Raw genomic sequence first — 25,212 nt, forward strand, 5'->3', positions numbered from 1 at the left:
GCCCGGCGACCGGCGGCACCGTCAGTCGTCCAGCTTGCGCGTGTCGCGGGGCTCGACGTAGGGCTCCTCCTCGGGGGGATGCCCGGTGGCGATGGCCCGGGCCCGTTCGAGTTCGGCGTTGAACTTGTGGCCCAGCAGGATGGCGATGTTGGAGATCCACAACCAGATGAGGAAGATGATCACACCGGCAATGGAGCCGTAGGTCTGGTTGTAATTGCCGAAGTTCCCGACATAGAAGGCGAAGGCCGCCGAGGCGATGATCCAGATCAGGACGGCCAGCAGGCTGCCGGGGCTCACCCAGGGCATGCCGGACTGCCGGGCGTTGGGCGAGGCACGGAACAGCAGCCCGATCATGAAGGCCACCAGGAGGACCAGGACCGGCCACTTCGCGATGTCCCACACCCGCACGGCGGTCTCCCCCAGACCGATGACGTCCCCCACCTGCCGCGCCAGGGTGCCGGTGAGCACGACCGCGATGGCCGAGGCCGCCAGCAGCACCACGAGGACCAGCGTCACGCCGACCCGGATGGGCAGCGTCTTCCATACCGGACGCCCCTCACCGATGTCGTAGACGGCGTTGGAGGCGCGCATGAAGCCGGCCACGTAACCGGAGGCCGACCACAGGGCCACGGCCAGACCGGTGATCAGCGCCACGCCCGCGGTGGCCTGGTTCTCCCGGAGCCGGCCGAGCATCTCGGTGAGCAACTGCTGCACGGAGTCCGGAGCGAAGGTCCCGACGTTCTCGATCAGCGGGTCGATGGCGTCGCTGCCGAGCAGGCCGAGCACGGACACCAGCGCCAGCAACGCCGGGAAGATGGACAGCACCCCGTAGTAGGTGAGCGCCGCCGCCCAGTCGATCAGGTTGTCGGCCTTGAACTCGGTGACGGTGCGTTTGAGCACGCCTTTCCAGGAGCCCTTGGGCAGCTTGACCGGGCTGCCCGGCGGGCTGCCGGAGTCCCGGCGGGGTGGAGGGCTGTCGGAGGTGTGCGCCGGCATGCGTTTCTCTCCCTCTTCCAGCTGCGGAGGCGGGCGGGCCCGGGGACCGGCGGACCGCCGGTCCCCGGGCCCGCGGGGTCACTGAGCCGAGCCCGGTGCCCGGTCGCGGGCCTGCCCGGCCACTTCCCGGCCGGCGCCCCGCGCCTCGTCCCGTACCCGTTCCGCCGACCGGCGCGCGGAGTCCCCGGTCTCCTGCGCCACCCGCTGAGCCGACTTCCTCACCGACTCCTTCACCGGCTCCAGGCTCTCCCCGGCCTGTTCCGACAGGCGGGCCGCGGCCTGCTCCTCGGGCCGGCTGGGGGGCATCAGCGAGGCCGCCAGCAGCCCGGCGCCGAAGGCGATCAGACCTGCCGCCAGGGGATTGCCCTCGGTCCGGCGGACGGCCTCGCGCGGCGCGGACCGGGCGGTCTCACCGGCCGACCTGGCGGCCTCCTGGGCCCGTTCTGCGGTCTGCTGCCCGCTCTCCGCCGCCTCGTGCGAGCCACCCATGACGCGACCGCGCACCCGGCGGGCGGTGCCGCGCATCCGGCGGCCTCGGCGGCGCACCGCGTTGCGCGGGCTGACGCGCTCGGCCAGCCGGTCGACATCCCGGGTGAGGTCCTCCCTGGTGCGGTCGATCTCGGCCTTCAGCTCCTCCACTGTCGTGCCCACTGCGCGTCCTCCTTCAGGGTGTCGATGGTCTCCTCGGGCCGGGGCGAGACCTCACGCATCCGGGACCGGCCCATCAGGTACAGGACCAGGGCGGCCACCGCCCACACACCGGTGACGATCAGGGCGGCCCAGCCGCCGTCCATGACGTTGGCGAGCCCCAGCACGGCGGCCAGCGAGCCGAAGACGGCCACCATCCAGCCGGCGAAGCCCGCCCCGCCGAACATCCCGGCGGCCTTGCCCGCACGGGTGGCCTCCTGGCGGATCTCGGTCTTGGCCAGCGCCACCTCCTGACGGAACAGCCGCTGGGCGTCCGAGGTCAGATCGGTCAGCACCTCCGAGAGGGAGTCCTCCTCCCGTCCGGTGCGGGGGCCCGGGTGCAGCGCCATCTCAGCTCACCCCCGGGGAGGAGGGGGCGGGCGGAGGTGCGGCTCCCGAGGCCGGGCGCGGCTCGGACTCCGGGACGGGCGGCGGACCGCTCCGGTGAGCGCCGTGCGAGCCGTCGGAGTGGACGGCCCTGGCGGACCTGGCCATCCGGCCGACGACGAGTCCGGCGAGCGCGGCTCCTCCGAGGAAGAGCGCGGGCTGCCGCCGCGCGAAGGACTGGACGCCCTCCACAGCGCCCTCGAACCCCTGGTTCTCCAGCGTGTCGGCCAGCTCGCGGGTCTTCCCGGCCGCCTTGGACGCCAGATCGCGGGCCGGCGACTCCTGGCGGGCGCCTTCCGCCATGCCGGAAAGATCATCGGCCCACTGCCGCAGACTGCCCGCGGTGCGGTGCGCCTGGCTGTCCACTTCCCGGACGAGCCGGTGACGGAGTTCGCCGGTCAGCTCCTGGGCCTGCTCCCGGGCCTCCGACCCGACGGCGCGGGCCTGCTCCCGGGCCGTTCCGGCCACCTCTCCGGCGGCCTCCCTGGCCTGCCCGGCCCCGTCTTCGGTACCGGTCCGCATGTGCGAAGGCTGCGAGGACATGGTCACCGTACCTCCCTTCGATGGACGGTGTAGGTGTCAGGCGGCGGAGTACCCGTGCCGTGATCCCCCATGCGGAGCAATGCGGATCATTTGCGGGGATTAGTACCGTTTCCTCTCGTGGCGGGCGGGTACTCCGGTGCGGCCGTATCCGTCCCTCGATGGGAGTTGAGCGATGACGCACGCAGACCGCACCGGTGCCCCGGCCGGAAGAACGCCGGTCTCTCTCGCCGCCCTGGTGGTCGGCGTGGTGTTCCTGCTGGTGGGGGTGGCGGGCTTCATTCCCGGCATCACCACCGACTACGACACCATGGAGTTCGCCGGGCACGAGTCCGAGGCGATGCTGCTGGGCATCTTCCAGGTCTCGGTGCTCCACAACCTGGTGCACGTCGCCTTCGGTATCGCCGGCCTGGCCATGTCCCGTACCACCCGCCTCGCCCGGCTGTACCTGATCGGCGGCGGAGCGATCTACCTGGTGCTGTGGATCTACGGCCTGCTCATCGACCACGACTCGGCGGCCAACTTCGTGCCACTGAACACCGCGGACGACTGGCTGCACTTCGGGCTGGGCCTGGGCATGATCGCGCTCGGCGTCTTCCTGCCGCGCCGCGTCCCCCAGCCGTACTGATCTCCGCAGCCCTTCCCTCCGACCGCAGCAGGCGGTTCCCGCCACGCGCCCGAACGCCTGCCGGAAGGACCCGCCCATGCGCATCCTCGGCATCAACGCCGTGTTCCACGATCCCGCCGCCGCCCTGGTGGTCGACGGCCGTACCGTCGCCGCCGCGGAGGAGGAACGCTTCTCCCGGCGCAAGCACGGCAAGCGGCCTGTTCCCTTCTCCGCCTGGGAACAGCCGGAGATGTCCGCCGCCTGGTGCCTGGAGCAGGCCGGGCTGCGGCCGGAGGACCTGGACGCCGTCGCCTTCTCCTTCGACCCCCGGCTGGCCCGGCCCGCCGACCGGATGGGTCTGGACGATCCCTGGGACCACCTGCGGCTGATGTACGCGCGGCAGGCACCCGACTTCCTCGCCTCGGCACTGCCCGGGCTGGAGCCGGCCCTCGTGCAGTTCGTGCCGCACCACATGGCGCACGCGGCGTCCGCGGCGTTCGCCGCCCCGGACGCCGGGGACTGCTCGGTCCTCGTCCTCGACGGACGCGGAGAGGCGACGTCCCACTTGGCCGCCCGGCGCACCCGGGACGGGCTGGAGCCGCTGCGCAGCCAGCAGCTGCCGCACTCCCTCGGCCTGGTCCACGAGGAACTGACCGAGCACCTGGGATTCCTGCGTTCCTGTGACGCGGACAAGGTGGTGGCGCTGGCTTCCTACGGCCGGCCCCGGATGCTGCCGGAGCTGCGCCGGCATGTGCATCCCACCGGCGACGGCGGCTTCCGTGCCGCCGGAGTGCCGTGGCACGAACTGTGCCCCGCGCGCCGGCCCGGCCAGGCGTGGGGACAGGAGCACGCCGATCTGGCGGCCAGCGCCCAGGCGTGCCTGGAGGAGACACTGCTGGACCTGGTGCGCTGGCTGCACGGCCGCACCGGGGACCGGGTCCTGACGATGGCCGGCGGCGTGGCCCTCAACTGCGTGGCGAACTCCCGCATCGTCCGCGAGGGGCCGTTCGACCGGGTGTGGGTGCAGCCGGCCGCGGGGGACGCCGGCACCGCGCTGGGCGGCGCACTTCTGCTGTCCGCGGCGCGCGGCGAGGAACCCACGCCGCCGCACGGCGCCGACCTGGGCCGCGGCTGGTCGGACGCCGAGCTGGAGGCGTGGCTGAAGACCGCCGCGGTGCCCTACGAGCGCCCCGCCGACGTGGCCCGCACGGTGGCGCGGGCCCTCGCCGAGGACAGTGTCGTCGCCTGGTTCCAGGGCCGCTCGGAGTGCGGACCGCGGGCACTGGGGCACCGGTCGCTGCTCGCCCACCCGGGGAAGTCGGGCAACCTGGAGCGGCTCAACGACGTCAAGGGACGCGAGCGGTTCCGGCCGGTGGCCCCGATGGTGCTCACCGACCGGGCCGCGGAAATCTTCGACGGGCCGCTGCCCAGCCCGTACATGCTCTTCGTGCACACGGTGGCCGAGGCCTGGCGGGACCGGATACCGGCCGTGGTGCACGTGGACGGCACCGCCCGCATCCAGACCGTGGACCCGGGCACCGAGCCGCTGGTGGCCCGCATGCTCCGGTCCTTCGAGAAGCTGACCGGCCTTCCGGTGGTGGTGAACACCAGCCTCAACACCGTCGGCCGCCCCATGGTGGACGATCCGCGCGATGCCCTGGAGTGCTTCGGTTCGGCTCCGGTGGACCTGCTGGCCATCGGCCCGTTCGTGGTCCGCAGAGCCGGCTTCTTCGCCGGCAGCGCGGCGGGGGCGGCCTCCTCCGGCATGGCGGAGGAGGAACGATGAGCGCCCCCGCGCCTCAGGAGCACCGCCGGGAGGCAAGCGGCGGAGAGACCCGGGCGCCCGACTACGCGATCGTGATCCCCACCCTGGGGCGGCCCAGCCTCGCAGGTGTGCTGCGGGCGCTGGCCGACGGCCGCGGCCCGCGCCCGCACCGGATCGTCCTGGTGGACGACCGCCCGCCGTGGGATCCCCGGCCGCTGCCGGTGACCGTCCCGGGGCCGCTGCGCGACCTGGTGGAGATCGTCACCGGCCCCGCCGCGGGTCCGGCCGCCGCCCGTAACGCCGGCTGGCGCACCGTGCCGGAGCCCTGGGTGGTCTTCCTCGACGACGACGTGGTGCCCGGACCCGACTGGGCGCGGGCACTTGCCGCCGACCTGACCACCGCCGACTCCGGTACGGCCGGGGTGCAGGGCCGCATCAGCGTGCCGCTGCCCTCCGACCGGCCGCCCACCGACTGGGAGCGGGTGACGGCCGGGCTGGCCGGGGCCCGCTGGATCACGGCCGACATGGCCTACCGCCGCTCCGCACTGACCGCGGTCGGCGGCTTCGACGAGCGGTTCCCGCGCGGCCTCCGGGAGGACGCCGACCTGGCGCTGCGGATCCAGGACGCAGGCTGGACGCTGCGCCGCGGCACCCGGCGCACCCGGCATCCGGTACACCCGGCCGGCCGCTGGGTGTCGCTGCGCACCCAGGCGGGCAACGCCGACGACGTGCTGATGAACCGCGTGCACGGCCGGGACTGGTGGGCCCGCGCGGGCGCACCCCGCGGACGGCTGCCCGCCCACCTGGCGGTCACCGCGGCCGGTGCGGCGGCACTGCTGGGCGCGGTGACCGGCCGACGGCGGGCGGCCGCCGTCCTCACGGGCCTGTGGCTGGCCGGCACGGCGCACTTCGCCGCAGTCCGGATCCTTCCCGGGCCCCGGACCCGCGAGGAGATCACCGCGATGGCCGTGACCAGTCTGCTCATCCCCCCGGTGGCTGCGGCACACTGGCTGTCCGGGCTGATCCGCCACCGGGGTGCGGAGCGGACACCAGCCGCGATCAGCCGGTTTGGGCCCTGAGCGTGCGGCTACCCACCGGCTTATGCACGGCACCCCCCGGCCCGTGAGCCGCCCGTCGTCCGACCTGGCGCCCTGGCTGTTCCCCCCGGACGGCACGCCCCTCCGGCAGCCGCCCGGCCCGGCCTCCGGACCGGCAGCCGTGCTCTTCGACCGGGACGGGACCCTCGTGGACGATGTGCCCTACAACGCCTCCCCCGACTTGGTGCGCCCCGTCCCGCAGGCGCGCCCCGCACTGGACCGCCTGCGGGCCCTGGGGGTGCGGACCGGAGTGGTGAGCAACCAGTCGGGCATCGCGCGCGGACTGCTGGACCGCGCGCAGCTGATCGCCATCCAGGAACGGATCGAGGAGCTGCTGGGCCCCTTCGGCGTCTGGGCCGTCTGCCCGCACGGGCCGGAGGACGGCTGCCACTGCCGGAAACCCCGGCCGGGCCTGGTGCTGGCCGCGTGCGCCCGGCTGGGAGTGCCGCCGCACCGGACGGTGGTGATCGGTGACATCGGCGCCGACCTGGGCGCGGCCCGCGCGGCCGGGGCCCGGGGCGTGCTGGTGCCCACCCCCGTCACCCGCCGCGAGGAGGTCCTGGCGGCTGATGAGAGCGCCGGGGACCTGCTGACGGCCGTCCGGAGACTCACGTCGCCAGTGGTGCCGGGGATGGGGAGGTTCCGGTGAACAGGTCCCCGCGCGTCCCGGTGGTGCGGCTGTCGCCCCGGGTCCGGGCGGCCGGACCGGTTCCGCCGAGCCGGGCGGGGACTGACCGGCTCGCGGGGCTCGGTGACCGGCAATACCGCTTCCCACCTCGCCGACGCCGCCGGTTCACCGGTCGGCCGTCTGTCCGCCCCGCTCGTTCAGGGCGCCCGGGCCGGCACGTCCCCCTCTCCCCCGCTTCCCCAGGAGGTACGCCATGACCACCGATCCCACGCACAGCACCGGCACGGCGCCGGCCGGCCGGGACCCCTTCCGGGACGCCGGGCACACCGGGGCCGCCGTGGTCACCGGGGCCGACTCCGGCATCGGCCGGGCGACGGCGGTGCTGCTGGCCATGCGGGGCATGGACGTCGGTATCACGTACAACTCCGACGAGGCCGGCGCGCACCGGACCGCCGAGGAGGTACGGGAGGTGGGGCGCACCGCACACGTCGAGCACCTGGACCTGACCCGGCTGCCGGAGGCCGCGGACGCCGTGGACCGGCTGGCCGAACGGCTCGGCCGGATCGACGTGCTGGTCAACAACGCGGGTGCCGGCACCGCCACCCCCTACCTGGACATCGGCCTGGACACGCTCCGGGAGGTGCTGGACATCAATCTGGCCGGGCCCTTCCTGTGCGGCCAGCGGGCCGCGCGCCACATGATCGACCAGGGCGACGGGGGTCAGATCGTCAACGTCACCAGCGTGCACGAGCACCAGCCCCGGGTGGGGGCGGCCCCGTACTGCGCGGCCAAGGGCGGGCTGGGCCTGCTGACCCAGGTGATGGCGCTGGAACTGGCCGAGCACGGCATCTGCGTCAACGCCGTGGCACCCGGGGAGATCGCCACCCCGATGACGGGCCAGGAGGAGACCGACCCGCACGCGGAGTCCCGGCCCGGTGTCCCGCTGGGACGGCCCGGGGACGCCCGGGAGGTGGCGGCGGTGATCGCCTTCCTGGCCGGCGGGGACGCCGGCTACGTGACCGGGGCGTCCTGGGCCGTGGATGGCGGCATGCTGCGGATGGGTCCGCAGGCGGGCTCCCACCTGGAGAGCGACGCCTGGCGCCGGCCCTGAGGCGCGGGCTGCGAAACAGTGGTTTCGCGAAGTGGGGGGCGGGGACCCGGCCGTGGTGACGAGAGAGGACGGGACCGCGGGACGGACCCTGGTGACCGGCTGGTTCAGTTTCCTGGACGGTGAGGTCACCGCGGGGGACGTGCTGGCGCTGCGCCGGGTGCGGGAGGTTCTGGACCGGGCCGGGCTGCCGTACGACGTGGCGTGGAGACCGGGGTTCCGGCCCGGTCTGCTGTCCCTGGACGATGTCCGGGCCGACGGCTACACCCGGCTGCTGTTCGTCTGCGGGCCGCTGGCCGGCTCGCAGGTGAGCGGCTTGCACCGGCAGTTCTCCCACTGCCGGCGGATCGCGGTGGGGGTGTCGGTGATCGATCCGGCCGATCCGGCGGTGACCGGTTTCCACGAGGTGCTGGCCCGCGACGCGCAGGACCGTCCGGTGACCCGCGATCTCGCGGTGCGGGCTCCGCTGGGGGGCCGGGTGCCGGTCGTCGGGGTGGTTCTCACCGACGGGCAGGGCGAGTACGGGCCGCTGCGGATGCACACCGAGGTCGCCGGGAAGGTCGGTGGCTGGCTCGCCGGCCGCGACTGCGCTCCGGTGGTGCTGCAGACCCGTCTGGACAGCCGGGACGGCATGCTCTGCTCCGAGCCCGAACAGGTCGTGTCGGCGCTGGAGCGCGTGGACACGGTGATCACCGACCGGCTGCACGGGCTGGTGCTGGCGCTGCGGGCGGGAGTGCCGCCGATCGTGATCGACCCGGTCCGGGGCGGGGCGAAGGTGTCCGCACAGGCGCATGCCTGCCGCTGGCCCGCGCTCGTGCCCGGCGAGGCGCTGAGCGCGTCGGTGCTCGACGCCTGGTGGGCGTGGTGTGCGAGCCGGGGCCGGGAGGCGGCCCGGCACCGGCGGGCGGTGCCGGCGGGCGGTCCGGACGCGGCCGACGAACTCGCGGCGCTGCTCGCCTCCGGTGGGACGCGGCCGGCCGCCAGTGCGGTGGCACCCCGGCGCCGGGCCCCCCGCCGGGCGGCCGGCTGACCGTCCCGCCGGGCACGCCCCGCCACCAGCATTGACCAAGGCATTGCGCACCGTACATGCCCTTATTGGCGCCCGAATCGCTCCGGCACGCCCCTTGTGTCCCCCGAATGCGCCCCCTCGCGCTCCCGATGCCGCACCGCCGGTTCCCCGAACTCCTGCGGCACCACCGAGGAAGCCCCTATGCTCCCGAATCACGCAACGAGTCGCCGTCATCACACCTGGTTTCCGTCCCCCGCGGTGCCGGTACGGCCGGGGAAGGCCCCCGGGAGCGCACCGCGTGCCCGCCACGTCCCTCGTCGCCCGGCACCGGGCGCGGGCAGGTCAGCCGCACACACCGACCCCCTCCCGACCCCCACGACCTCCGGAGGATTCCCATGGTCCGAGACGACTCGTCCTCCCGCAGCGGCCGGCGAACCGGCCCCGCCGGGGTCCGGATCGCCGCCCCCGTGCTGGCGGTGTGCGGCGCGGCCCTGACCGCGGCCCTCGCCCCGGCCCCGTCCCGCGCTCCGCTCGCCTGGGCCGCCGCAGGGCTGCTGCTGGCCGCCGCGGTGGCCGCCCTGGCCGCCGAGACGGTGCGCCGCGGGCGGCTCGCCGCCGCCCTGGAGGAGGAGCTCGCCGGACAGCTCGCGGCCGCCGGGCACCTGGCCGGCACGGTCCTGCCCGAGACTCTGGCCCGGGTGCGCGAGGGAGAGCCGCCCTCAGCGGTCTTACCCGGCCCCCCGCCGGCCCCCGGGGACGAACCCCCGCCGGCCGCCGCCCACCGGGAGCTGCTGCGCACGGCGGCGGAGGCGGTGGGGGAAAAGCGCTACCGGCGCGACTCCGCGCTGCGTGCCACCGCGCAACTGGCCTGCCGGGTCCAGAGCGGACTGGACGGTCTGCGCGAGGACCTCACCACCCTTCAGTACCGGCACGGCGACCCCGACGTCCTGGGTGACCTGATGCGGCTGGAGCACACCGTCCGGATGACCGCCAGGGCGGCCACCGGGCTGGCCGTCCTGGCCGGCGGCGACCCCTTCGGGCAGCGGCGCACGCCCGTGCCGCTGCACGACGTGCTGCGGGCCGGCGGCGCCCCGGTGGCCGGCTACCTCCGGGTGGAGCACCGGCCGGCCCCGGAGATCGCGGTGACCGGCCCGGCCGTCGAACCGCTGGTCGCGGTGCTCGCCGAACTGCTGGACAACGCCACCCGCTGGTCGCCGCAGCACACCACCGTCACGGTGAGCTGCGAGGAGATCGCCTCCGGCGTGGAGATCTCGGTGGAGGACCGGGGTCGCGGGCTGGACGAGGAGGCGCGGCGCCGGGCCGGGTTCCTGCTGCACCGCGTCCACCGGTCGGACCCGGGCGCGGACCTGGCGGACCTGGCGGATCCGGGGGGAAGCGTGCGCTCCGGACTGCGAGTGGCCGGCGTGCTCGCCCACCGCGGAAGGCTGCGCGTCTCACTGGGCCGCTCGGTCTGCGGCGGGGTGCGGGCCCTGGTGTTCGTGCCGCACGAACTGCTCACCGCCCTGCCGGAACCGGCCGCCGGGCGGGCGGACCTGCCGGAACCCGCCCCGCCCCCCGCCGGACGGAGCGCGTCATGAGCGCCCGCGGGCACAGCGGCCCGGAGCGCACGCCGGTACCGCTGTACATCATTACCCGGGGCCGTTCCCGGCCCGCGGACCGCTCCGCCCTGGACCCCGCGACCCTGGTGACGGCCCGCTGCGCACCCCGGTCCGGCATGGCCCCGGAGCACGCGGCCGTCCTGCGGCTGTGCGGCCGCCCGCTTGCCGTGGCCGAGGTCTCCGCCCGGCTGGACCTGCCCTTCGGCGCGGCCGGGGTGCTGCTCTCCGACCTGCGGGCCGAGGGCCACGTGGAGCTGCGCGAACCGGGCGCCGCGCGGGCCCGCTCCGGCGACGCGGACGCCGAGATCGCGCTGCTGCGGGCGCTGATAGACGGCCTCCAGCGGCTCTGAGGGAGCTCGCGTCAGTCGGACGATTAGACTCGGCGCCGTGCCTCAGCTACGTCTCGCCCTGAACCAGATCGACTCCCGCGTCGGCGATCTGGCCGGCAATGCCGACGCGGTCCTGCGCTGGACCCGGCACGGCGCCGAGCGGGGGGCCCACCTGGTGGCGTTCCCCGAGATGATGCTCACCGGCTATCCGGTGGAGGATCTGGCGCTGCGCCCCTCCTTCGTGACCGCCTCCCGGGAGGCGCTGCGGTCCCTCGCCGCGCGGCTGGAGACCGAAGGGCTGGGCGAGGTGCCGGTCGTGGTGGGCTACCTCGACCGCGCCGAGCAGGCCCGCCCGGAGTACGGCCGGCCGGCCGGGGCGCCGCAGAACGCCGCCGCGGTGCTGCACGGCGGACAGGTCCGGCTCTCCTTCGCCAAGCACCACCTGCCCAACTACGGCGTCTTCGACGAGTTCCGGTACTTCCTCCCGGGCCGGACGATGCCGGTGATCCGGGTGCGGGGCGTCGACGTGGCGCTCGCCATCTGTGAGGACCTGTGGCAGGACGGCGGGCGGGTGCCGGCCGCCCGGGAGGCCGGCGCCGGGCTGCTGCTGTCGGTCAACGCCTCCCCCTACGAGGTCCACAAGGACGACACCAGGCTGGGGCTGGTCCGCCGCCGGGCCCGGGAGGCCGGCTGCGCGCTGGCCTACCTGGCCACCACGGGCGGACAGGACGACCTCGTCTTCGACGGCGACTCGATCGTCGTCGGCGCGCGGGGCGAGGTCCTGGCCCGAGCACCGCAGTTCGCCGAGGAGTGCCTGCTGGTCGACCTCGACCTGCCGGCCGCCGCGGAGCGCGCCCCCTCCGGTGCCGCGGGGCCGAAGGGCGACGGGCTGCGCATCGAGCACGTGACCCTCTCCGCGGACCCGGCACCGCCGCGCGCGCCGCTGCCCGCCCGCCGGGCGGACGCCCTGGGCGACGAGGAGGAGATGTACGCGGCGCTGGTCACCGGTCTGCGCGCGTACGTCCGCAAGAACGGTTTCGCCTCGGTACTGCTCGGGCTGTCCGGCGGCATCGACTCCGCGCTGTGCGCCGTCATCGCCTGCGACGCACTCGGCGCGGAACACGTGCACGGGGTGTCGATGCCCTCCCGGTACTCCTCGGAGCACTCCCGCGAGGACGCCGCCGAACTGGCGCGGCGCACCGGACTGCACTTCCGGACCGTACCGATCGGGCCGATGTTCGACAGCTACATGGCGGCCCTGGACCTGACGGGGCTGGCCGAGGAGAACCTCCAGGCGCGGCTGCGCGGCACCACCTTGATGGCGCTCTCCAACCAGGAGGGCCACCTCGTCCTCGCTCCGGGCAACAAGAGCGAACTGGCGGTGGGCTACTCGACGCTCTACGGCGACGCGGTGGGCGCCTTCGGCCCCATCAAGGACGTCTACAAGAGCGTCGTGTTCCACCTGGCCAGGTGGCGCAACGCGTCGGCGGCCGGGCGCGGGGAGACGCCGCCGGTCCCGGAGAACTCCATCGCCAAGCCGCCCAGCGCGGAACTGCGGCCGGGCCAGCTGGACACCGACTCGCTGCCCGACTACGAGATCCTGGACCAGGTGCTGGAACGGTACGTGGACCGGGACCAGGGCCACGCCGAGATCGTGGCCGCCGGCTTCGACCCCAAGCTGGTCACCCGGGTGCTGCGCATGGTGGACACCGCGGAGTACAAGCGCCGCCAGTACCCGCCGGGCACCAAGATCTCCCCCAAGGGCTTCGGCAAGGACCGGCGGCTGCCCCTCACCAACCGCTGGCGGGAGGAGGGCTGACGCCCTCCGCTCAGGGGTCCAGCCGGGCGGCCACCGGCCGGTGGTCGCTGCCGGTGGCCGGCAGGGTCCAGGAGGAGACCGGCTCCATCCCGCGGACCAGGATCTGGTCGATGCGGGTCACCGGGAAGGCCGCCGGCCAGCTGAAACCGAAACCCGCCCCGGCGGCCCCCTGGGTGGAGCGCAGCTGCGAGGTGACCGGGGCCAGCGCCCGGTCGTTCATCGTGCCGTTCAGGTCGCCCAGCAGCACCACCCGTTCCAGGTTCTCCGCCGCGATGGCCCGGCCGAGCCGCTCGGCGGCGTCGTCGCGCTGCCCGGCGGTGAACCCGGCCCGGAACTGCACCCGCACCGACGGCAGGTGGGCGATGTAGACGGCGACCTGGCCGTGCGGGGTGTCCACCGTGGACCGCATCGCCCGGGTCCAGCCCATGCCGGTGTCCACCGGACGGACATGGCCGATGGGGTGGCGGCTCCACAGCCCGACGGTGCCCTGGATCCCGTGGTGCGGGTAGGCCTCGGCCAGCTCCCGCTGGTAGATCTCCTGGTGCGCCGACGGCAGCTCCTGGAGTGCCAGCAGGTCGGCCCCGGAGGCGGCCAGTTCGCGGGCGGTGCCGGCGGGGTCGGCGTTGTCGGCGTCCACGTTGTGACTGACCACCATCAGCGCGCCGCCGTCGCCGGTCTTGTCCACCAGCAGTCCGCCGAAGAGGTTCATCCAGACCAGGGCGGGGAGCACCAGGGCCGCCACCGCCGTCAGCGAGCGGCGCAGCAGCGCGGCGGCCAGCAGGACCAGCACCCCGATGCCGACCCAGGGCAGAAAGGTCTGCAGCAGGCTGCCGAGGTTGCCGATGGTGTTGGGCAGCCGGGAGTGCAGCAGCATCAGCAGGGCCAGCAGGACCGCGGCCGCGGCGATCAGCCGGCCGCGGCGCCAGCGGCCCCGGGCATCACCCCAGCGCGCCCTGCCGCGGCCGCCTCCCCGGCCTGCCGGGCGGTCCTCCCCCGGTCCTGCCGGCATCTCCGAGGTCTCCAACCGTGCCATCGTCACCCTCGCTGAACGTTGCCTGGTCGCCCGGTACACGCTATGCGTGTCCGGGCACGTTATGCGAACCCGGACGGGCGCGGACCTCCGGCGGGCTTCCCCCCGGCGGCCCCGGGCCCGCCCCCACCGGGCAGGACGGTCGTCACCGCGGCGCGGGTTCCCGTTCACTGCTGTCGGCCGCCTCCCCTTTCGCCGGACACCGGAGGGTGCGACGATGGAGGCGATCCGGGGACGCCGCAGCGGCGCCTCGAGACGACGAACAGGAGCACTGCGATGACGCAGCACACCTCTGCCCAGGCACGCCCGGAGCAGCCCGGGCTCTACGGGGGCACCAGCAGCCGGCGCATCACCGTCCGGGACATCGCCGCCGCCAAGCAGCGCGGCGAGAAGTGGCCCATGCTGACCGCCTACGACGCCATGACGGCCGGCGTGTTCGACGAGGCCGGCATCCCGGTGATGCTGGTGGGCGACTCGATGGGCAACTGTCACCTGGGCTACGACAGCACAGTGCCGGTGACCCTCGACCAGATCACCATGCTGTCCGCCGCGGTGGTCCGCGGCACCCGGCGGGCGCTGATCGTCGGCGACCTGCCCTTCGGCTCCTACCAGGAAGGCCCCGTCCAGGCTCTGCGCAGCGCCACCCGCCTGATGAAGGAGGCCGGAGTGGGGGCGGTGAAGCTGGAGGGCGGCGAGCGGTCGGCCGAGCAGATCCGGCTGCTGGTGGAGTCCGGCATCCCGGTGATGGCCCACGTGGGTCTCACCCCGCAGTCCGTCCACGCCTACGGAGGGCACCCCGTGCAGGGCCGCGGCGAGGAGGCCGCGCAGCAGCTGCTGCGGGACGCCAAGGCCGTGCAGGCCGCGGGCGCCTTCGCGGTGGTGCTGGAGCTCGTGCCGGCCGGGCTGGCCGCCGAGGTGACCGGCGGCCTGGACATCCCGACCGTGGGGATAGGCGCCGGCGCCGACTGCGACGCCCAGGTGCTGGTGTGGACCGACATGGCGGGCCTGACCGACTGGCCCGGCGGCCGGATGCCGCGGTTCGTCAAGCAGTACGCCCAGCTGCGGCAGACCCTGGGCGACGCGGCCAAGGCGTTCGCCGAGGACGTGGTGGGCGGCGCCTACCCCGCCGAGCAGCACAGCTTCCGCTGACCGCCACGGGCCGGGGCGCGCGGATCAGCGCGGCGTCCCGGGCCCGGGGGGGGGGGGCCGGNGCCCGGCGGATCTGGAACCACGCCAGGTTCGAGGTGAGTCCGGCCAGCAGCACCCACACGATCCCCAGCCAGCTGCCCTGGACGAACGAGATCACGGCGGCCGTGGTGGCCAGTGCGCACAGGATCAGGGCGTAGACGGCGAGGCGGGGCATGGAAGGGCTCCCGGGGTCGGGGAAGGACGTACCCGCCCATTGTCCCCGACGGCCGGCCCCGCCCGTGCGGCGGGACCGGCCGGGGCGGGACCGGCCGGGTGCCGGCTGTCAGATGTCGGTGAGCCGGATCCCCGCGTGCGCCTTGTAGCGGCGGTTGACCGAGATGAGGTTGGCCACCAGGGACTCCACCTGGTGGGCGTTGCGCAGCCGGCCGGCGAACACCCCGCGCATGCCGGGGATCAGGGAGGCGAGGGCCTGCACGATCTCGCAGTCGGCGCGCACCTCGCCGAGCACCATGACATCGGTCTCGATCCGCTCGGTCTCCGGGTCCTGCAGCAGCACCGCCGACAGGTGGTGGAAGGCCGCGGTGACCCGGGACCCGGGCAGCAGCGCGGCTGCCTGCTCCGCCGCGCTGCCCTCCTCGGGGACGACGGCGTAGGCGCCCTTCTTGTCGAACCCCAGCGGGTTCACGCAGTCCACCACCAGCTTCCCCGTGAGCTCGTCGCGCAGCGAGCGCAGCGTCTGCTCGTGGCCATCCCAGGGCACGGCGACGATCACCACGTCGCTGCGGCGCGCGCACTCGGCGTTGTCCGCGCCCTCGACGCCGTGGCCCAGTTCGGCGGCGGCGGCACGGGCCCGTTCGGCGGCCCGGGAACCGATGATCACCCGCTGCCCGGCCCTGGCCAGCCGGTAGGCCAGGCCACGGCCCTGGTCCCCGGTCCCGCCGAGCACCCCGACCACGAGTCCGGAGACATCGGGCAGCTCCCAGGGGTCCTTGGCGGTCTTCTTGGCGGTGTCGCTGGAGGTCATGCCCCGATCCTGCCACCCGCCCCCGCCCGGTGCCCGGCGGCCCCCGGGGACCGGAGCGCGCGGAGGCGTGGGAGGCGCCCGGGAGGGGGAGAGTGACAGGGGACTGTCCCGTCATCCCCGGCGTAACGGGCTGAGCGGCGGCGGGGGCGAGGCGGGGAGGTACCCGGGTGCGCCGTACCACCGAACTGCTGCTGGGCGGGGCCGTGCTGCTGACGGCCGGACTGCTCCTGCGGCTGCTGACCGGCGGCGCGCAGCACCGCGTGGGGCTGGGGGACGCGGGTGTGGTCCTGATGGTGGTCGGCGGCCTGGAACTGCTCTACGGCCTCTATCTGGTGGTGCGCAGGTGAGGCGGGGCGGGGTCGGTGGTCAGGACCGGGTCTCGCCGGACGGCGGTCCCTCCGGCGGCGGGGCCTCGTCCTCGTCGTGCCAGCGCGGGTCGGTCTGCCACTCCAGGTTGCGCTCGTGCGCGGTCTCCATCGCGCGGGCCGCCTCTGCGCGCGTGCCGTAGGGGCCGAACCGGTCCTTGGCGGGGCACTCCGGGCCTTCCTCGACCTTCTGGTGCCGCAGACAGTAGTACCACTCGCCGGGGAGCCCGGCCGCCTTGCGCCTGAAGAGAGCCATACCGTCATCCTGCCCGAAACAGCGGTCCGCAGCGCCTCGTAGACTCTCCGGTATGGCTGGCCAGTCTCTCCTTGTTCCCGGCACGATCTCGCCGAAGCGCTCCGTCCCGTCCTCGATTCCGCGCCCCGAGTACGTGGGACGCAAGGCTCCGACTCCCTACACCGGGCCGGAGGTGCTGGACGCGGAGACCATCGAGCGGATGCGCGTCGCGGGGCGGCTCTCCGCGCGGGCGCTGGCCGAGACGGCCTCGCACATCGCCCCCGGCGTGACCACCGACCGGCTCGACGAGATCGCGCACTCCTTCCTGTGCGACCACGGCGCCTACCCCTCGACGCTGGGCTACCGGGGATTCCCCAAGTCGCTGTGCACCTCGGTGAACGAGGTCATCTGCCACGGCATCCCGGACTCCACGGTGCTGCACGAGGGCGACATCGTGAACCTGGACATCACCGCTTACATCGGCGGGGTGCACGGCGACAACAACGCCACCTATTTCGTGGGCGGCGAGGAGGCGGTGGACGAGGAGTCCCGCCTGCTGGTGGAGCGCACCCGGGAGTCGCTGAACCGGGCGATCAAGGCGGTCCGGCCGGGCCGGCAGATCAATGTGATCGGGCGGGTCATCGAGTCCTACGCCAAGCGCTTCGGCTACGGCGTGGTGCGGGACTTCACCGGGCACGGGATCAATACCTCGTTCCACTCGGGCCTGATCATCCCGCACTACGACGCCCCCGAGGCCACCACTGTGATACAGCCCGGCATGACGTTCACCATCGAGCCGATGCTGACGCTGGGCACCCACGAGTGGGAGATGTGGGCGGACGAGTGGACCGTGGTGACCAAGGACCGCAGGCGTACGGCCCAGTTCGAGCACACGCTGCTGGTGACCGACTCCGGAGCGGAGATTCTCACCCTGCCCTGACCTGCGGGGCCGCCCCGGGCGCAACCTTGACTTAGGTATACCTAAGTAGCCAGTATGGAGGGAGCGGCAGTCTGCCGTTTCCCTCCCCACGGCCCGGAAGGCCCCGCCATGACCGTTCACGCCCCCGTCGCGTTCTCCGACCTCATACGTGAGGCCTCCCACGCCCAGCACACGGAGGCGGAGAACTCGGCCTTCATGAGCGAGATGCTCGCCGGGAAGCTGGGCGTGGAGGCCTACCGGCGGTACACCGGGCAGTTGTGGTTCATCTACCGGGCCCTGGAAGGTCCCGTCGACCGCCTCGCGGACGACCCGGTCGCGGGGCCCTTCGTGCGACCCGAGCTCGCCCGCACCCCCGCTCTGGAGCGGGATCTCGACCACCTGCACGGCGGCCCGGGATGGCGGGACGGCCTGACGCCGCTGCCGGCCACCGAAAGGTACGCGGCACGCATCCTCGAGGTCGCCCGCGACTGGCCGGGCGGCTATGTCGCCCATCACTACACCCGCTATCTGGGCGACCTCTCGGGCGGCCAGGTGATCCGCGGTACCGCGGAGAAGACCTGGGGGTTCGCCCACAAGGGCGACGGCGTCCGGTTCTACGTCTTCGACGCGATCGACAACCCCGCGGCCTTCAAGCGCGAGTACCGGGCACTGCTGGACGCTCTCCCGGCCGACGGGCCCGAGCGGCTGCGCATCGTGGACGAGTGCAAGCGCGCCTTCGCGCTGAACACCGCCCTCTTCCGGGCACTGGGCGACACCACCGGCTGACGCCGCGACGCTCCCCCACACCGCACCTCCCTGCCGGGAAGCATCAGCTCAGTTCCCGGATGCGGCGCGATGCTGGAGGACAGCAGTTGAGCAGTGACCGCCCGCACCGACACCCGTCCGGCGAAAGGGCCCCGTCCTGTGACGTCCTCCCGTCCCGCGCTGTCCTGGCTGGCCGACGCCGTCATCACCGCCGACGGCTTCGGCTACGGCATCTTCGCGCTGCCGGACCGATGAGCAGGGGGCTCGCGGGTGCGGGCCGACGAGAAGAAGGACGAGCGGGGCCCGCCGGTACCGGCCGGCGTGCCCTCGTTCCGGCGGCCGGACCGAGGTGGTCACCTACTGCTGCCGCATCCGGGCACCCCGCTGATCGTGCCGCGCCGTGGGGAGGCGTGGGGCGGCTCGCCGCACTGCGGCGCACGGACGGGCGGATCCGGCCTCGAAGAGGACACCTTCGGATAAGTTCAGGCGAACCGGAGCCGAACGGAAGGTGGATCCCCTAGGCTGCTTGCGGCACGGCGCGCCGGCAAGGGGAGATGCGGGACGCGCCGTCTTTCACGCAATGACGGAACGCAGACCTGGGGGGTCCATGCGTCATTCCAGCATTCCGCAGACCGCTGCCGAACCCCGCGACGCCACCCCCGCGCCGCTCCCGGCGGACGGGCCGGCGCGGGAGAAGGCGGCCTGGTACGCCCCGGCGGCCGCGGCCGCGGACACCCTCGGGGTCCTCGTCCCGGTACTGGTGGTCTTCCACACCGCCGGGGAGTCCCGGCCGGTGCTCGCCGCCGCCGTCGCCACCGTGGCCTGGCTCGGCGTCAGGGTCGCGCACGGCCGTTACCGGCCACGTGCGGTGGGCGAGTCGCGCGGGCTGCTGGCCGCCGTGCACGACTGGCTGATCCTGGCCGGTCTGCTGGCCGTGTTACGCGTCGTCACCGGCGAGAGTTCCGCCCTGCCGACCGCGGTGGCCGCGCTGGCCCCGTCCCTGGCCGTCACCGGGCTCGCCACCGCCCTGATCCACGCCCACTTGAGGGGGCTGCGGCGCCAGGCGCGCGCGGTGCGCCGGGTACTGGTCGTCGGGCAGGCCGGGCCGGCCGACGCGGTGACCGGCCAGCTGGCCGCCCGCACCGACCACGCGTATGTCGTCGTCGGCGCCGTGCGGGCCGGCGAGGCACCGCTGACCTGCGGGGTGCCGGAGCTGGGCCGGCTGCCGGCCGAGGACCCGGGGACCGTCACCGGCCCGGACGGCAGCGTCGTCCTGCGCGCCGCCCGCGCGCAGCAGGCCGGTCTGGTGCTGGTGACGCCCGGCACACTGCTCACCGGCGAGCGGCTGCGGCGGCTGTCCTGGGTGGTGCAGGACGCCGGGCTGCCCCTGGCCGTCGCCTCGGGGCTCACCGAGGTGGCGCGCGGGCGGGTCCGGGTCTCCACACCCGCCGGGCTGAATCTGCTGCACCTCACCCCTCCGGTACGGAGCGGACCGCGGCTGATGGTGAAGTACGGGCTGGACCGGACCGGCGCCGCGGTGGGGCTGGTGCTGCTGTCGCCGCTGCTGCTGGCGCTGGCACTGGCCGTGCGGCTGGACTCTCCCGGGCCCGTGCTGTACCGGCAGACCCGCATCGGCCACCGGGGGAAGCCGTTCACCATGTGGAAGTTCCGCAGCATGGTAACCGGCGCCGACCGGCTGCGCTCCTCGCTGGAGGACGCCAACGAGCAGAGCGGCCCGCGCTTCAAGATGCGCCGTGACCCTCGGATCACCCGCCTCGGCCGGTTCCTCCGGAGCAGTTCACTGGACGAGCTGCCGCAGCTGGTGAACGTGGCGCGCGGAGAGATGTCGCTGGTGGGACCGCGGCCCCCGCTGCCGGAGGAGGTGGCCGCCTACGACGGGGTGGAGCTGCGCCGGCTGTGCGTCAGGCCGGGCATCACCGGGCTGTGGCAGGTCAGCGGCCGGTCGGAGCTGTCCTGGGACGAGTCGCTGGCACTGGATCTGTCCTACACCGACAACTGGTCGGTGGCGGGAGACCTGGACGTGCTGGCCCGGACCCTGCGAGCCGTGGCCGGCGGCCGCGGCGCCTACTAGGGGCAGCCGTGCTCCAGCCACCACTGATAGGTCTCCCGCACACCGAGCCCCAGCGGGACGCGGGGGGCAAAGCCCAGCTTCCGGAGCCGGGTGACGTCCAGCAGCTTGCGCGGCGTGCCGTCCGGGCGGCTGGTGTCCCAGCCGATGCGCCCGGTGTACCCGACGGCCCCGGCGACCGTCGCGGCCAGTTCCGCGATCGTCACATCGCTGCCGCAGCCCACGTTGAGCGGCAGCCCGTCGTCATAGCCGCGCAGCAGCAGCAGGCAGGCGCGCGCCAGGTCGTCGCTGTGCAGGAACTCCCGGCGCGGGGTGCCGCTGCCCCACAGCACCGCCTCCTCCCGTCCGCCCCGCTTCGCCTCGTGGAAGCGCCGGATCAGGGCGGGCAGCACGTGGGAGTTCTCCGGGTCGAAGGAGTCCCCGGGCCCGTAGAGGTTGGTGGGCATCGCCGATATCCAGGACCGGCCGAACTGCCGCCGGTAGGAACGCACCTGCGATATCCCGGCGATCTTGGCGAGGGCGTACGGCTCGTTGGTCGGCTCCAGCGGGCCGGTCAGCAGCGCCTCCTCGGTGATGGGCTGCGGCGCGTGCTTGGGGTAGATGCACGAGGACCCCAGGAACAGCAGCCGGTTCACACCGGCGGCGTGCGCGCCGGACATCACGCTGAGCTGGATGCGGAGGTTGTCCTCCAGGAACGGCACCGGAAAGCGCTGGTTGGCCATGATGCCTCCGACCCGGGCGGCGGCGAGCACCACCGCGTCGGGGCGTGCGTCCCGCAGGAAGGCCCCGGTCCGGGCGGCGTCGCGCAGGTCGAGCTCGTCCCGCGTGCGGGTGATCACCTCGTACCCCTCGGCCGCCAGCAGGCGGGCGATCGCGGAGCCCACCAGGCCCCGGTGTCCGGCGACGAAGATACGGGCCCCGGAGGGCAGCAGGCCGCGAGAGGTGTCGGCAGTCATGGCCCCGGATTCTGCCATCAGGCCGTGGACCGATGCCGCGAAAGAAGAAAAGTCACGTGTTGTCAGCACTCTTCGTCTTCACGATCATCCCTGTGGGGGGAACAGTCATGGGCAAGACCGCACTGATCACCGGAGTGACGGGCCAGGACGGCTCATACCTCGCCGAACTGCTGCTGTCCAAGGGGTACACCGTGCACGGGCTGGTGCGGCGCTCCTCCTCCTTCAACACCGAGCGGCTCGATCACATCTACCAGGGGCCCCAGGATCCCGGGCGCACCCTGGTGCTGCACCACGCCGACCTCTCCGACGGGGTGGCACTGGTGAACCTGCTGCGGGAGATCGAGCCGGACGAGGTGTACAACCTCGGCGCGCAGTCGCACGTGCGGGTCTCCTTCGACGCTCCGCTCTACACCGGGGACGTCACCGGGCTGGGGGCCCTGCGGCTGCTGGAGGCCATCCGGGCCAGCGGCGTGCGGACCCGCATCTACCAGGCGTCCTCCTCCGAGATGTTCGGTGCCGCGCCGCCGCCGCAGCACGAGGCCACGCCGTTCCACCCCCGCAGCCCGTACGGCTGCGCGAAGGTCTTCAGTTACTGGGCGACCGTCAACTACCGCGAAGCGTATGACCAGTTCGCCGTCAACGGCATTCTGTTCAACCACGAGTCGCCGCGCCGCGGCGAGACCTTCGTGACGCGCAAGATCACCCGGGCGGTGGCCCGGATCCGCGCGGGGCTCCAGGACCGGCTGTACATGGGGAACCTGGACGCGGTCCGCGACTGGGGCTACGCCCCCGAGTACGTCGAGGCGATGTGGCGGATGCTCCAGCAGGACGAACCGGACGACTACGTGGTGGCCACCGGCGACGCGGCCACCGTCCGCCAGTTCCTGGAGGTGGCCTTCGGAGCGGCGGACCTGGAGTGGGGGGCCTACGTGCGCTTCGACCCGAAGTACGAGCGGCCCAGCGAGGTGGACGCCCTGATCGGCGACGCGGGCAAGGCCCGCCGGGAGCTGGGGTGGGAGCCGGTGGTGCGCTGGCGGGAACTGGCCCGGCTCATGGTGGAGGCCGACATCGAGGCGCTGGACGCCGAGCTGAGCGGCCGGAGGGTGCGCATCGACCGCTGAGCGCCCCCGCGCACTCGCGGGTCCACCCGGAAATCTCCTGCACCAACCGGCCCCGGGCGTTGGCCGATACGCCGGACGGCGCCCGGTGCCCACCCATAGTCTGCCGGACAGGCAGCCGCACATCAGGGCCCCGTCCCCACCGGGCGGGCCGCGGAACACCTACCGGGGCGCGAGCCCTCTGGGGGAGAACATGAGAAAGATGGGGGCCACCGCCGCCGTTCTGGTACTGGCGGCCGGTGCCGCGATCGGTGTCGGAGGAGCGCCGGACGTCGCGCCGGCCACGGCACTGACGCCGCCGGTCGCGATGACCGCCGACGAACTGCCCACCTGGCAGACCAACGGCATCGTGCACGCGCTGGCGGAGGCCGACGGCGTGGTGTACGCCGGCGGCACCTTCTCCACGGTGCGCCCGCCCGGGGCCGCTCCCGGCACCCAGGAGCAGCCGGCCGTCAACTTCGTCGCCCTGGACGCGGCGACCGGCGAACCGACCGGCTGCGAGATCTCGTTCACCGTCGGTTCCGGCACCGCGACGGTGCGGGCGCTGGAGGTCTCGCCGGACGGCTCGACGCTGTACGCCGGAGGTTTCTTCGGTTCCGTCAACGGCACCGGCGCCTCCAGCGTGGCCGCCTTCGACACCGCGACCTGCGAGCGTCTGCCGTTCCCGGTGGCCGCGTCGGGCACCGTGCGCGCGCTGGCCGCGAGCGACGACCGCCTCTACCTGGCGGGCGATTTCGGCCAGGTCAACGGGCAGTCCCGGCAGCGCTTCGCCGCGGTGGACACCGCGGGGGCCCTGACCGGCTGGGTGGCGAACGCCGACGAGGTCGGCCGCGCGGTGGTGGTCACCCCGGACGGGCAGAACGTCATCCTGGGCGGCGACTTCTTCAGGATCAACGGCGCCAATACGCACGCGCTGGCCGTGGTCGACGCGCAGACCGGGGCGAACACCCGGAACTATCCGCTCGGATTCATCGAGACCCGGTCGGTGGTCATGGACCTCACCACCGACGAGACCGGCTTCTACACCGGCAACGAGGGGACCGGCGGCGGCGTGTTCGACGGCCGGATCGCCCTGGATCTGGACACCTTCGACCAGCGCTGGCGCGACACCTGCCTGGGCGCCACCCAGGCCGTCGTGGTGTACAAGAAGGTCCTCTACAGCGGCCACCACGCCCACGACTGCTCCAGCATGGGGGCGTTCCCCAACCAGGAGCGCTACCACCTGTTCGCCCAGTCCGTGGACGACCCGCAACTGCTGGGCTGGTTCCCCGACACCAACGACGGTCTCGGCGAGGCCCTGGGCCCGCGCGTCATGGCCGTCTCGGAGGACCACCCGACCGACGGGCGGGACTTCCTGTGGGTCGGCGGCGGATTCACCACGGTCAACGGCAGCCCGCAGTGGGGGCTGACCCGGTTCGCCGACTCGCCCGACACCGGCAACCCCGTCACCCCGGAGGCGCACGCCTTCAGTACCACCCCCGGCGAGATCGAGGTGACCTGGCGTTCCAGTCTGGACCTGGACGACAGCCTGCTCACCTACCACGTGTACCGGAACGGCGGCGGCACCCCGGTCCACACCGTGCAGGGCCACTCGCTGCCGTGGGAACGGCCGCAGCTGTCCTTCACCGACACCGATGTCACCGAGGGACAGTCCTACAGCTACCGGGTCCGGGCCACCGACGGCGCCGGGAACGCCAGTGCGCTGTCCCCGCCGGTCTCCGCGACGGTCACGAGCAGCGGCCACCCCTACGCCGACGCCGTGCTGGCCGACAACCCGCAGTTCTACTGGCGCCTGGACGAGACGGCCGGTAACTTCGCCTCCGACGCCTCCGGCAACAACCACAGCGGCGTGCACCGCGGCGGCCCCCAGCGCGGGGTCACCCCGGCGGCGGTACCGGGGCCGGACGCCGCCGCCCTCCGGCACAACGGCAGCACGACCTACACCTACAGCGACCACGGCTACACGGCACCCAACCAGTTCACCCTGGAGACCTGGTTCCGCACCGACACGAACAGCGGCGGCCGGCTCATCGGCTTCGGCAACCGCATCCTGCAGAACAGCAGCAGCCGGGACCGGCACATCTACATGACCGACTCCGGACAGCTCGTCTTCGGTGTCTACCCGGGCGCCTACCGGACCATCACCACGCCGGCGTCCTACAACGACGGCCAGTGGCACCACGTCGTGGCGACGCTGGGCAGCAACGGCATGCGGCTGTACGTCGACGGGCAGCTGCGGGCGTCCAACATCGTGTGGACCTCCGGCCAGAACTACAACGTGAAGGGCTACTGGCGCATCGGCGGCGACGGCATGGGCAACTGGCCGTCCCGGCCCAGCAGCCACTACTTCGCCGGCGACCTGGACGAGACCGCCGTCTACCACCACACGCTGTCCGCCGCCCGGGTCGCCGCCCACTACCAGGCGGCATCCGCGCCGATGGACACCGTCACCCAGGTGGCACCGGTCGCCGACACCTACGTCAACCAGGCGGCGGCCGGGACGGTGCACGGCACCCATCAGCAGCTCGCGGTGCGCGGGACCTCGCGGTACGAGAGCTATCTGCGGTTCGAGGTTCCCCAGGCCCCGCCCGGCACGGTGCTCAAGAGCGCGGCGCTGCGTGTGCGTCTCACCTCCGACTCGTACGCCGGGAGCACCGACGACCACCACGTGGTGCCGGTGACCGGCAGCTGGAGCGAGGCCACCACCAGCTGGAACAACCGGCCCGCCGTGGACGCCGGGCAGGTGCTGGGCACCCTCAGCGGGGCCGACACGCCCGGGAGTATGCATACGGTGCCGCTGGACACCGCCGCGGTGGCCTCCGCGCCGAACGGCGAGATCGACCTGGCACTGATCAGCGAGGGCACCACCAGCTTGTGGCTGTGGTCCCGCGAGGCGTCGCAGAGCAGCTACGCCCCGCAGCTCGTCCTCACCTTCGGGGCACCGTGATGCGCGGTGGCCCGAAGAGCGCCG

The 25,212-nt window shown here is 73.7% G+C and carries 24 protein-coding genes; 16 read left to right on the forward strand and 8 right to left on the reverse strand.

Annotation, left to right across the window (positions count from 1 at the left end; all coding sequences use genetic code 11):
* Positions 1 to 21: 21 nt before the first annotated feature.
* The 4 genes from ABD299_RS02240 to ABD299_RS02255 form a co-directional block, all read right to left on the reverse strand.
* Positions 22 to 996 (reverse strand): YihY/virulence factor BrkB family protein, encoded by a 975-nt coding sequence (locus ABD299_RS02240; RefSeq protein ID WP_344258366.1) that lies wholly within the window; start codon positions 994 to 996, stop codon positions 22 to 24.
* Positions 997 to 1,074: 78 nt separating this feature from the next.
* Entirely contained in the window at positions 1,075 to 1,647 is a 573-nt protein-coding gene (locus ABD299_RS02245; protein WP_344258367.1) for a DUF3618 domain-containing protein, read from the reverse strand.
* On the reverse strand, positions 1,623 to 2,033 hold the full coding sequence (locus ABD299_RS02250) for a phage holin family protein (protein ID WP_344258368.1): 411 nt from the start codon (positions 2,031 to 2,033) through the stop codon (positions 1,623 to 1,625). The genes ABD299_RS02245 and ABD299_RS02250 overlap by 25 nt, the downstream gene beginning before the upstream one ends.
* Before the next feature lies 1 nt (position 2,034).
* A complete protein-coding gene (locus ABD299_RS02255; RefSeq protein WP_344258370.1) occupies positions 2,035 to 2,592 on the reverse strand; it encodes a hypothetical protein in 558 nt (185 codons plus the stop codon).
* Positions 2,593 to 2,785: 193 nt separating this feature from the next.
* Between ABD299_RS02255 and ABD299_RS02260 the strand changes: the two genes are divergently transcribed.
* The 9 genes from ABD299_RS02260 to ABD299_RS02300 all read left to right on the forward strand — a co-directional run bounded on the left by ABD299_RS02260 (position 2,786) and on the right by ABD299_RS02300 (position 12,591).
* Positions 2,786 to 3,238, forward strand: coding sequence for a DUF4383 domain-containing protein (locus ABD299_RS02260; protein ID WP_344258371.1), 453 nt, complete (start codon positions 2,786 to 2,788; stop codon positions 3,236 to 3,238).
* Between the two features lie 76 nt (positions 3,239 to 3,314).
* Positions 3,315 to 5,003, forward strand: a complete 1,689-nt coding sequence (locus ABD299_RS02265) for a carbamoyltransferase family protein (RefSeq protein ID WP_344258372.1) — start codon at positions 3,315 to 3,317, stop codon at positions 5,001 to 5,003.
* Entirely contained in the window at positions 5,000 to 6,061 is a 1,062-nt protein-coding gene (locus tag ABD299_RS02270; protein ID WP_344258373.1) for a glycosyltransferase family 2 protein, read from the forward strand. The genes ABD299_RS02265 and ABD299_RS02270 overlap by 4 nt, the downstream gene beginning before the upstream one ends.
* 22 nt (positions 6,062 to 6,083) lie before the next feature.
* The gene (locus ABD299_RS02275; RefSeq protein WP_344258374.1) at positions 6,084 to 6,728 is read left to right on the forward strand and encodes a D-glycero-alpha-D-manno-heptose-1,7-bisphosphate 7-phosphatase; all 645 of its coding nucleotides are present in this window, start codon (positions 6,084 to 6,086) and stop codon (positions 6,726 to 6,728) included.
* A 232-nt stretch (positions 6,729 to 6,960) separates the two neighbouring features.
* Entirely contained in the window at positions 6,961 to 7,818 is an 858-nt protein-coding gene (locus ABD299_RS02280; RefSeq protein WP_344258375.1) for an SDR family oxidoreductase, read from the forward strand.
* Between the two features lie 52 nt (positions 7,819 to 7,870).
* Positions 7,871 to 8,845, forward strand: a complete 975-nt coding sequence (locus ABD299_RS02285) for a polysaccharide pyruvyl transferase family protein (protein ID WP_344258376.1) — start codon at positions 7,871 to 7,873, stop codon at positions 8,843 to 8,845.
* A gap of 374 nt (positions 8,846 to 9,219) precedes the next feature.
* Complete coding sequence (locus ABD299_RS02290; RefSeq protein ID WP_344258377.1) at positions 9,220 to 10,422, forward strand: ATP-binding protein; 1,203 nt, start codon at positions 9,220 to 9,222, stop codon at positions 10,420 to 10,422.
* Positions 10,419 to 10,793 (forward strand): DUF742 domain-containing protein, encoded by a 375-nt coding sequence (locus ABD299_RS02295; RefSeq protein WP_344258378.1) that lies wholly within the window; start codon positions 10,419 to 10,421, stop codon positions 10,791 to 10,793. The genes ABD299_RS02290 and ABD299_RS02295 overlap by 4 nt, the downstream gene beginning before the upstream one ends.
* A gap of 37 nt (positions 10,794 to 10,830) precedes the next feature.
* On the forward strand, positions 10,831 to 12,591 hold the full coding sequence (locus ABD299_RS02300) for an NAD+ synthase (RefSeq protein WP_344258379.1): 1,761 nt from the start codon (positions 10,831 to 10,833) through the stop codon (positions 12,589 to 12,591).
* A gap of 10 nt (positions 12,592 to 12,601) precedes the next feature.
* On the opposite strand, the gene ABD299_RS02305 is transcribed toward ABD299_RS02300, so the two are convergent.
* Positions 12,602 to 13,624, reverse strand: a complete 1,023-nt coding sequence (locus ABD299_RS02305) for an endonuclease/exonuclease/phosphatase family protein (protein WP_344258380.1) — start codon at positions 13,622 to 13,624, stop codon at positions 12,602 to 12,604.
* Positions 13,625 to 13,897: 273 nt separating this feature from the next.
* On the opposite strand from ABD299_RS02305, the gene panB reads away from it, so the two are divergent.
* On the forward strand, positions 13,898 to 14,770 hold the full coding sequence (panB, locus tag ABD299_RS02310; RefSeq protein ID WP_344258381.1) for a 3-methyl-2-oxobutanoate hydroxymethyltransferase: 873 nt from the start codon (positions 13,898 to 13,900) through the stop codon (positions 14,768 to 14,770).
* Between the two features lie 322 nt (positions 14,771 to 15,092).
* On the opposite strand, the gene npdG is transcribed toward panB, so the two are convergent.
* Entirely contained in the window at positions 15,093 to 15,794 is a 702-nt protein-coding gene (gene npdG, locus ABD299_RS02315) for an NADPH-dependent F420 reductase (protein WP_344258382.1), read from the reverse strand.
* Between the two features lie 167 nt (positions 15,795 to 15,961).
* Here npdG and ABD299_RS02320 point away from each other — a divergent pair, with 167 nt between their 5' ends.
* A complete protein-coding gene (locus ABD299_RS02320) occupies positions 15,962 to 16,141 on the forward strand; it encodes a DUF5708 family protein (protein ID WP_344258383.1) in 180 nt (59 codons plus the stop codon).
* A gap of 19 nt (positions 16,142 to 16,160) precedes the next feature.
* Here the strand turns inward: ABD299_RS02320 and ABD299_RS02325 are convergent, their stop codons facing one another.
* The gene (locus tag ABD299_RS02325) at positions 16,161 to 16,415 is read right to left on the reverse strand and encodes a hypothetical protein (protein WP_344258384.1); all 255 of its coding nucleotides are present in this window, start codon (positions 16,413 to 16,415) and stop codon (positions 16,161 to 16,163) included.
* A 52-nt stretch (positions 16,416 to 16,467) separates the two neighbouring features.
* On the opposite strand from ABD299_RS02325, the gene map reads away from it, so the two are divergent.
* The 3 genes from map to ABD299_RS02340 all read left to right on the forward strand — a co-directional run bounded on the left by map (position 16,468) and on the right by ABD299_RS02340 (position 20,170).
* Positions 16,468 to 17,334: a type I methionyl aminopeptidase gene (gene map, locus ABD299_RS02330; RefSeq protein WP_344258385.1), complete on the forward strand. Its 867-nt coding sequence runs from the start codon at positions 16,468 to 16,470 to the stop codon at positions 17,332 to 17,334.
* A 108-nt stretch (positions 17,335 to 17,442) separates the two neighbouring features.
* Positions 17,443 to 18,099 carry a biliverdin-producing heme oxygenase gene (locus ABD299_RS02335; RefSeq protein WP_344258387.1) on the forward strand — a complete coding sequence of 219 codons (657 nt, stop codon included), beginning with the start codon at positions 17,443 to 17,445 and terminating at the stop codon, positions 18,097 to 18,099.
* Positions 18,100 to 18,685: 586 nt separating this feature from the next.
* On the forward strand, positions 18,686 to 20,170 hold the full coding sequence (locus ABD299_RS02340) for an exopolysaccharide biosynthesis polyprenyl glycosylphosphotransferase (protein ID WP_344258389.1): 1,485 nt from the start codon (positions 18,686 to 18,688) through the stop codon (positions 20,168 to 20,170).
* Here ABD299_RS02340 and ABD299_RS02345 read toward each other — a convergent pair.
* Positions 20,167 to 21,123 (reverse strand): GDP-L-fucose synthase family protein, encoded by a 957-nt coding sequence (locus ABD299_RS02345; RefSeq protein ID WP_344258391.1) that lies wholly within the window; start codon positions 21,121 to 21,123, stop codon positions 20,167 to 20,169. The two genes, ABD299_RS02340 and ABD299_RS02345, sit on opposite strands and share 4 nt — an antisense overlap.
* A gap of 107 nt (positions 21,124 to 21,230) precedes the next feature.
* Here ABD299_RS02345 and gmd point away from each other — a divergent pair, with 107 nt between their 5' ends.
* On the forward strand, positions 21,231 to 22,244 hold the full coding sequence (gene gmd, locus ABD299_RS02350; RefSeq protein WP_344258430.1) for a GDP-mannose 4,6-dehydratase: 1,014 nt from the start codon (positions 21,231 to 21,233) through the stop codon (positions 22,242 to 22,244).
* A gap of 199 nt (positions 22,245 to 22,443) precedes the next feature.
* Positions 22,444 to 25,188, forward strand: coding sequence for a LamG-like jellyroll fold domain-containing protein (locus ABD299_RS02355; RefSeq protein ID WP_344258431.1), 2,745 nt, complete (start codon positions 22,444 to 22,446; stop codon positions 25,186 to 25,188).
* Positions 25,189 to 25,212: the final 24 nt, after the last annotated feature.

The sequence above is a fragment of the Streptomyces sodiiphilus genome, assembly GCF_039529215.1.
Taxonomy (GTDB): domain Bacteria; phylum Actinomycetota; class Actinomycetes; order Streptomycetales; family Streptomycetaceae; genus Streptomyces; species Streptomyces sodiiphilus.

Coding starts and splice junctions, on each gene's coding strand:
- ABD299_RS02335 (WP_344258387.1), top strand. CDS start 17,443: ATGACCGTTCACGCCCCCGTCGCGTTCTCCGACCTCATACGTGAGGCC.
- ABD299_RS02280 (WP_344258375.1), top strand. CDS start 6,961: ATGACCACCGATCCCACGCACAGCACCGGCACGGCGCCGGCCGGCCGG.
- gmd (WP_344258430.1), top strand. CDS start 21,231: ATGGGCAAGACCGCACTGATCACCGGAGTGACGGGCCAGGACGGCTCA.
- ABD299_RS02345 (WP_344258391.1), bottom strand. CDS start 21,123: ATGACTGCCGACACCTCTCGCGGCCTGCTGCCCTCCGGGGCCCGTATC.
- ABD299_RS02295 (WP_344258378.1), top strand. CDS start 10,419: ATGAGCGCCCGCGGGCACAGCGGCCCGGAGCGCACGCCGGTACCGCTG.
- ABD299_RS02240 (WP_344258366.1), bottom strand. CDS start 996: ATGCCGGCGCACACCTCCGACAGCCCTCCACCCCGCCGGGACTCCGGC.
- ABD299_RS02340 (WP_344258389.1), top strand. CDS start 18,686: ATGCGTCATTCCAGCATTCCGCAGACCGCTGCCGAACCCCGCGACGCC.
- npdG (WP_344258382.1), bottom strand. CDS start 15,794: ATGACCTCCAGCGACACCGCCAAGAAGACCGCCAAGGACCCCTGGGAG.
- ABD299_RS02355 (WP_344258431.1), top strand. CDS start 22,444: ATGGGGGCCACCGCCGCCGTTCTGGTACTGGCGGCCGGTGCCGCGATC.
- ABD299_RS02270 (WP_344258373.1), top strand. CDS start 5,000: ATGAGCGCCCCCGCGCCTCAGGAGCACCGCCGGGAGGCAAGCGGCGGA.
- ABD299_RS02290 (WP_344258377.1), top strand. CDS start 9,220: ATGGTCCGAGACGACTCGTCCTCCCGCAGCGGCCGGCGAACCGGCCCC.
- ABD299_RS02250 (WP_344258368.1), bottom strand. CDS start 2,033: ATGGCGCTGCACCCGGGCCCCCGCACCGGACGGGAGGAGGACTCCCTC.
- ABD299_RS02255 (WP_344258370.1), bottom strand. CDS start 2,592: ATGCGGACCGGTACCGAAGACGGGGCCGGGCAGGCCAGGGAGGCCGCC.
- ABD299_RS02305 (WP_344258380.1), bottom strand. CDS start 13,624: ATGGCACGGTTGGAGACCTCGGAGATGCCGGCAGGACCGGGGGAGGAC.
- ABD299_RS02260 (WP_344258371.1), top strand. CDS start 2,786: ATGACGCACGCAGACCGCACCGGTGCCCCGGCCGGAAGAACGCCGGTC.
- map (WP_344258385.1), top strand. CDS start 16,468: ATGGCTGGCCAGTCTCTCCTTGTTCCCGGCACGATCTCGCCGAAGCGC.
- panB (WP_344258381.1), top strand. CDS start 13,898: ATGACGCAGCACACCTCTGCCCAGGCACGCCCGGAGCAGCCCGGGCTC.
- ABD299_RS02265 (WP_344258372.1), top strand. CDS start 3,315: ATGCGCATCCTCGGCATCAACGCCGTGTTCCACGATCCCGCCGCCGCC.
- ABD299_RS02325 (WP_344258384.1), bottom strand. CDS start 16,415: ATGGCTCTCTTCAGGCGCAAGGCGGCCGGGCTCCCCGGCGAGTGGTAC.
- ABD299_RS02275 (WP_344258374.1), top strand. CDS start 6,084: ATGCACGGCACCCCCCGGCCCGTGAGCCGCCCGTCGTCCGACCTGGCG.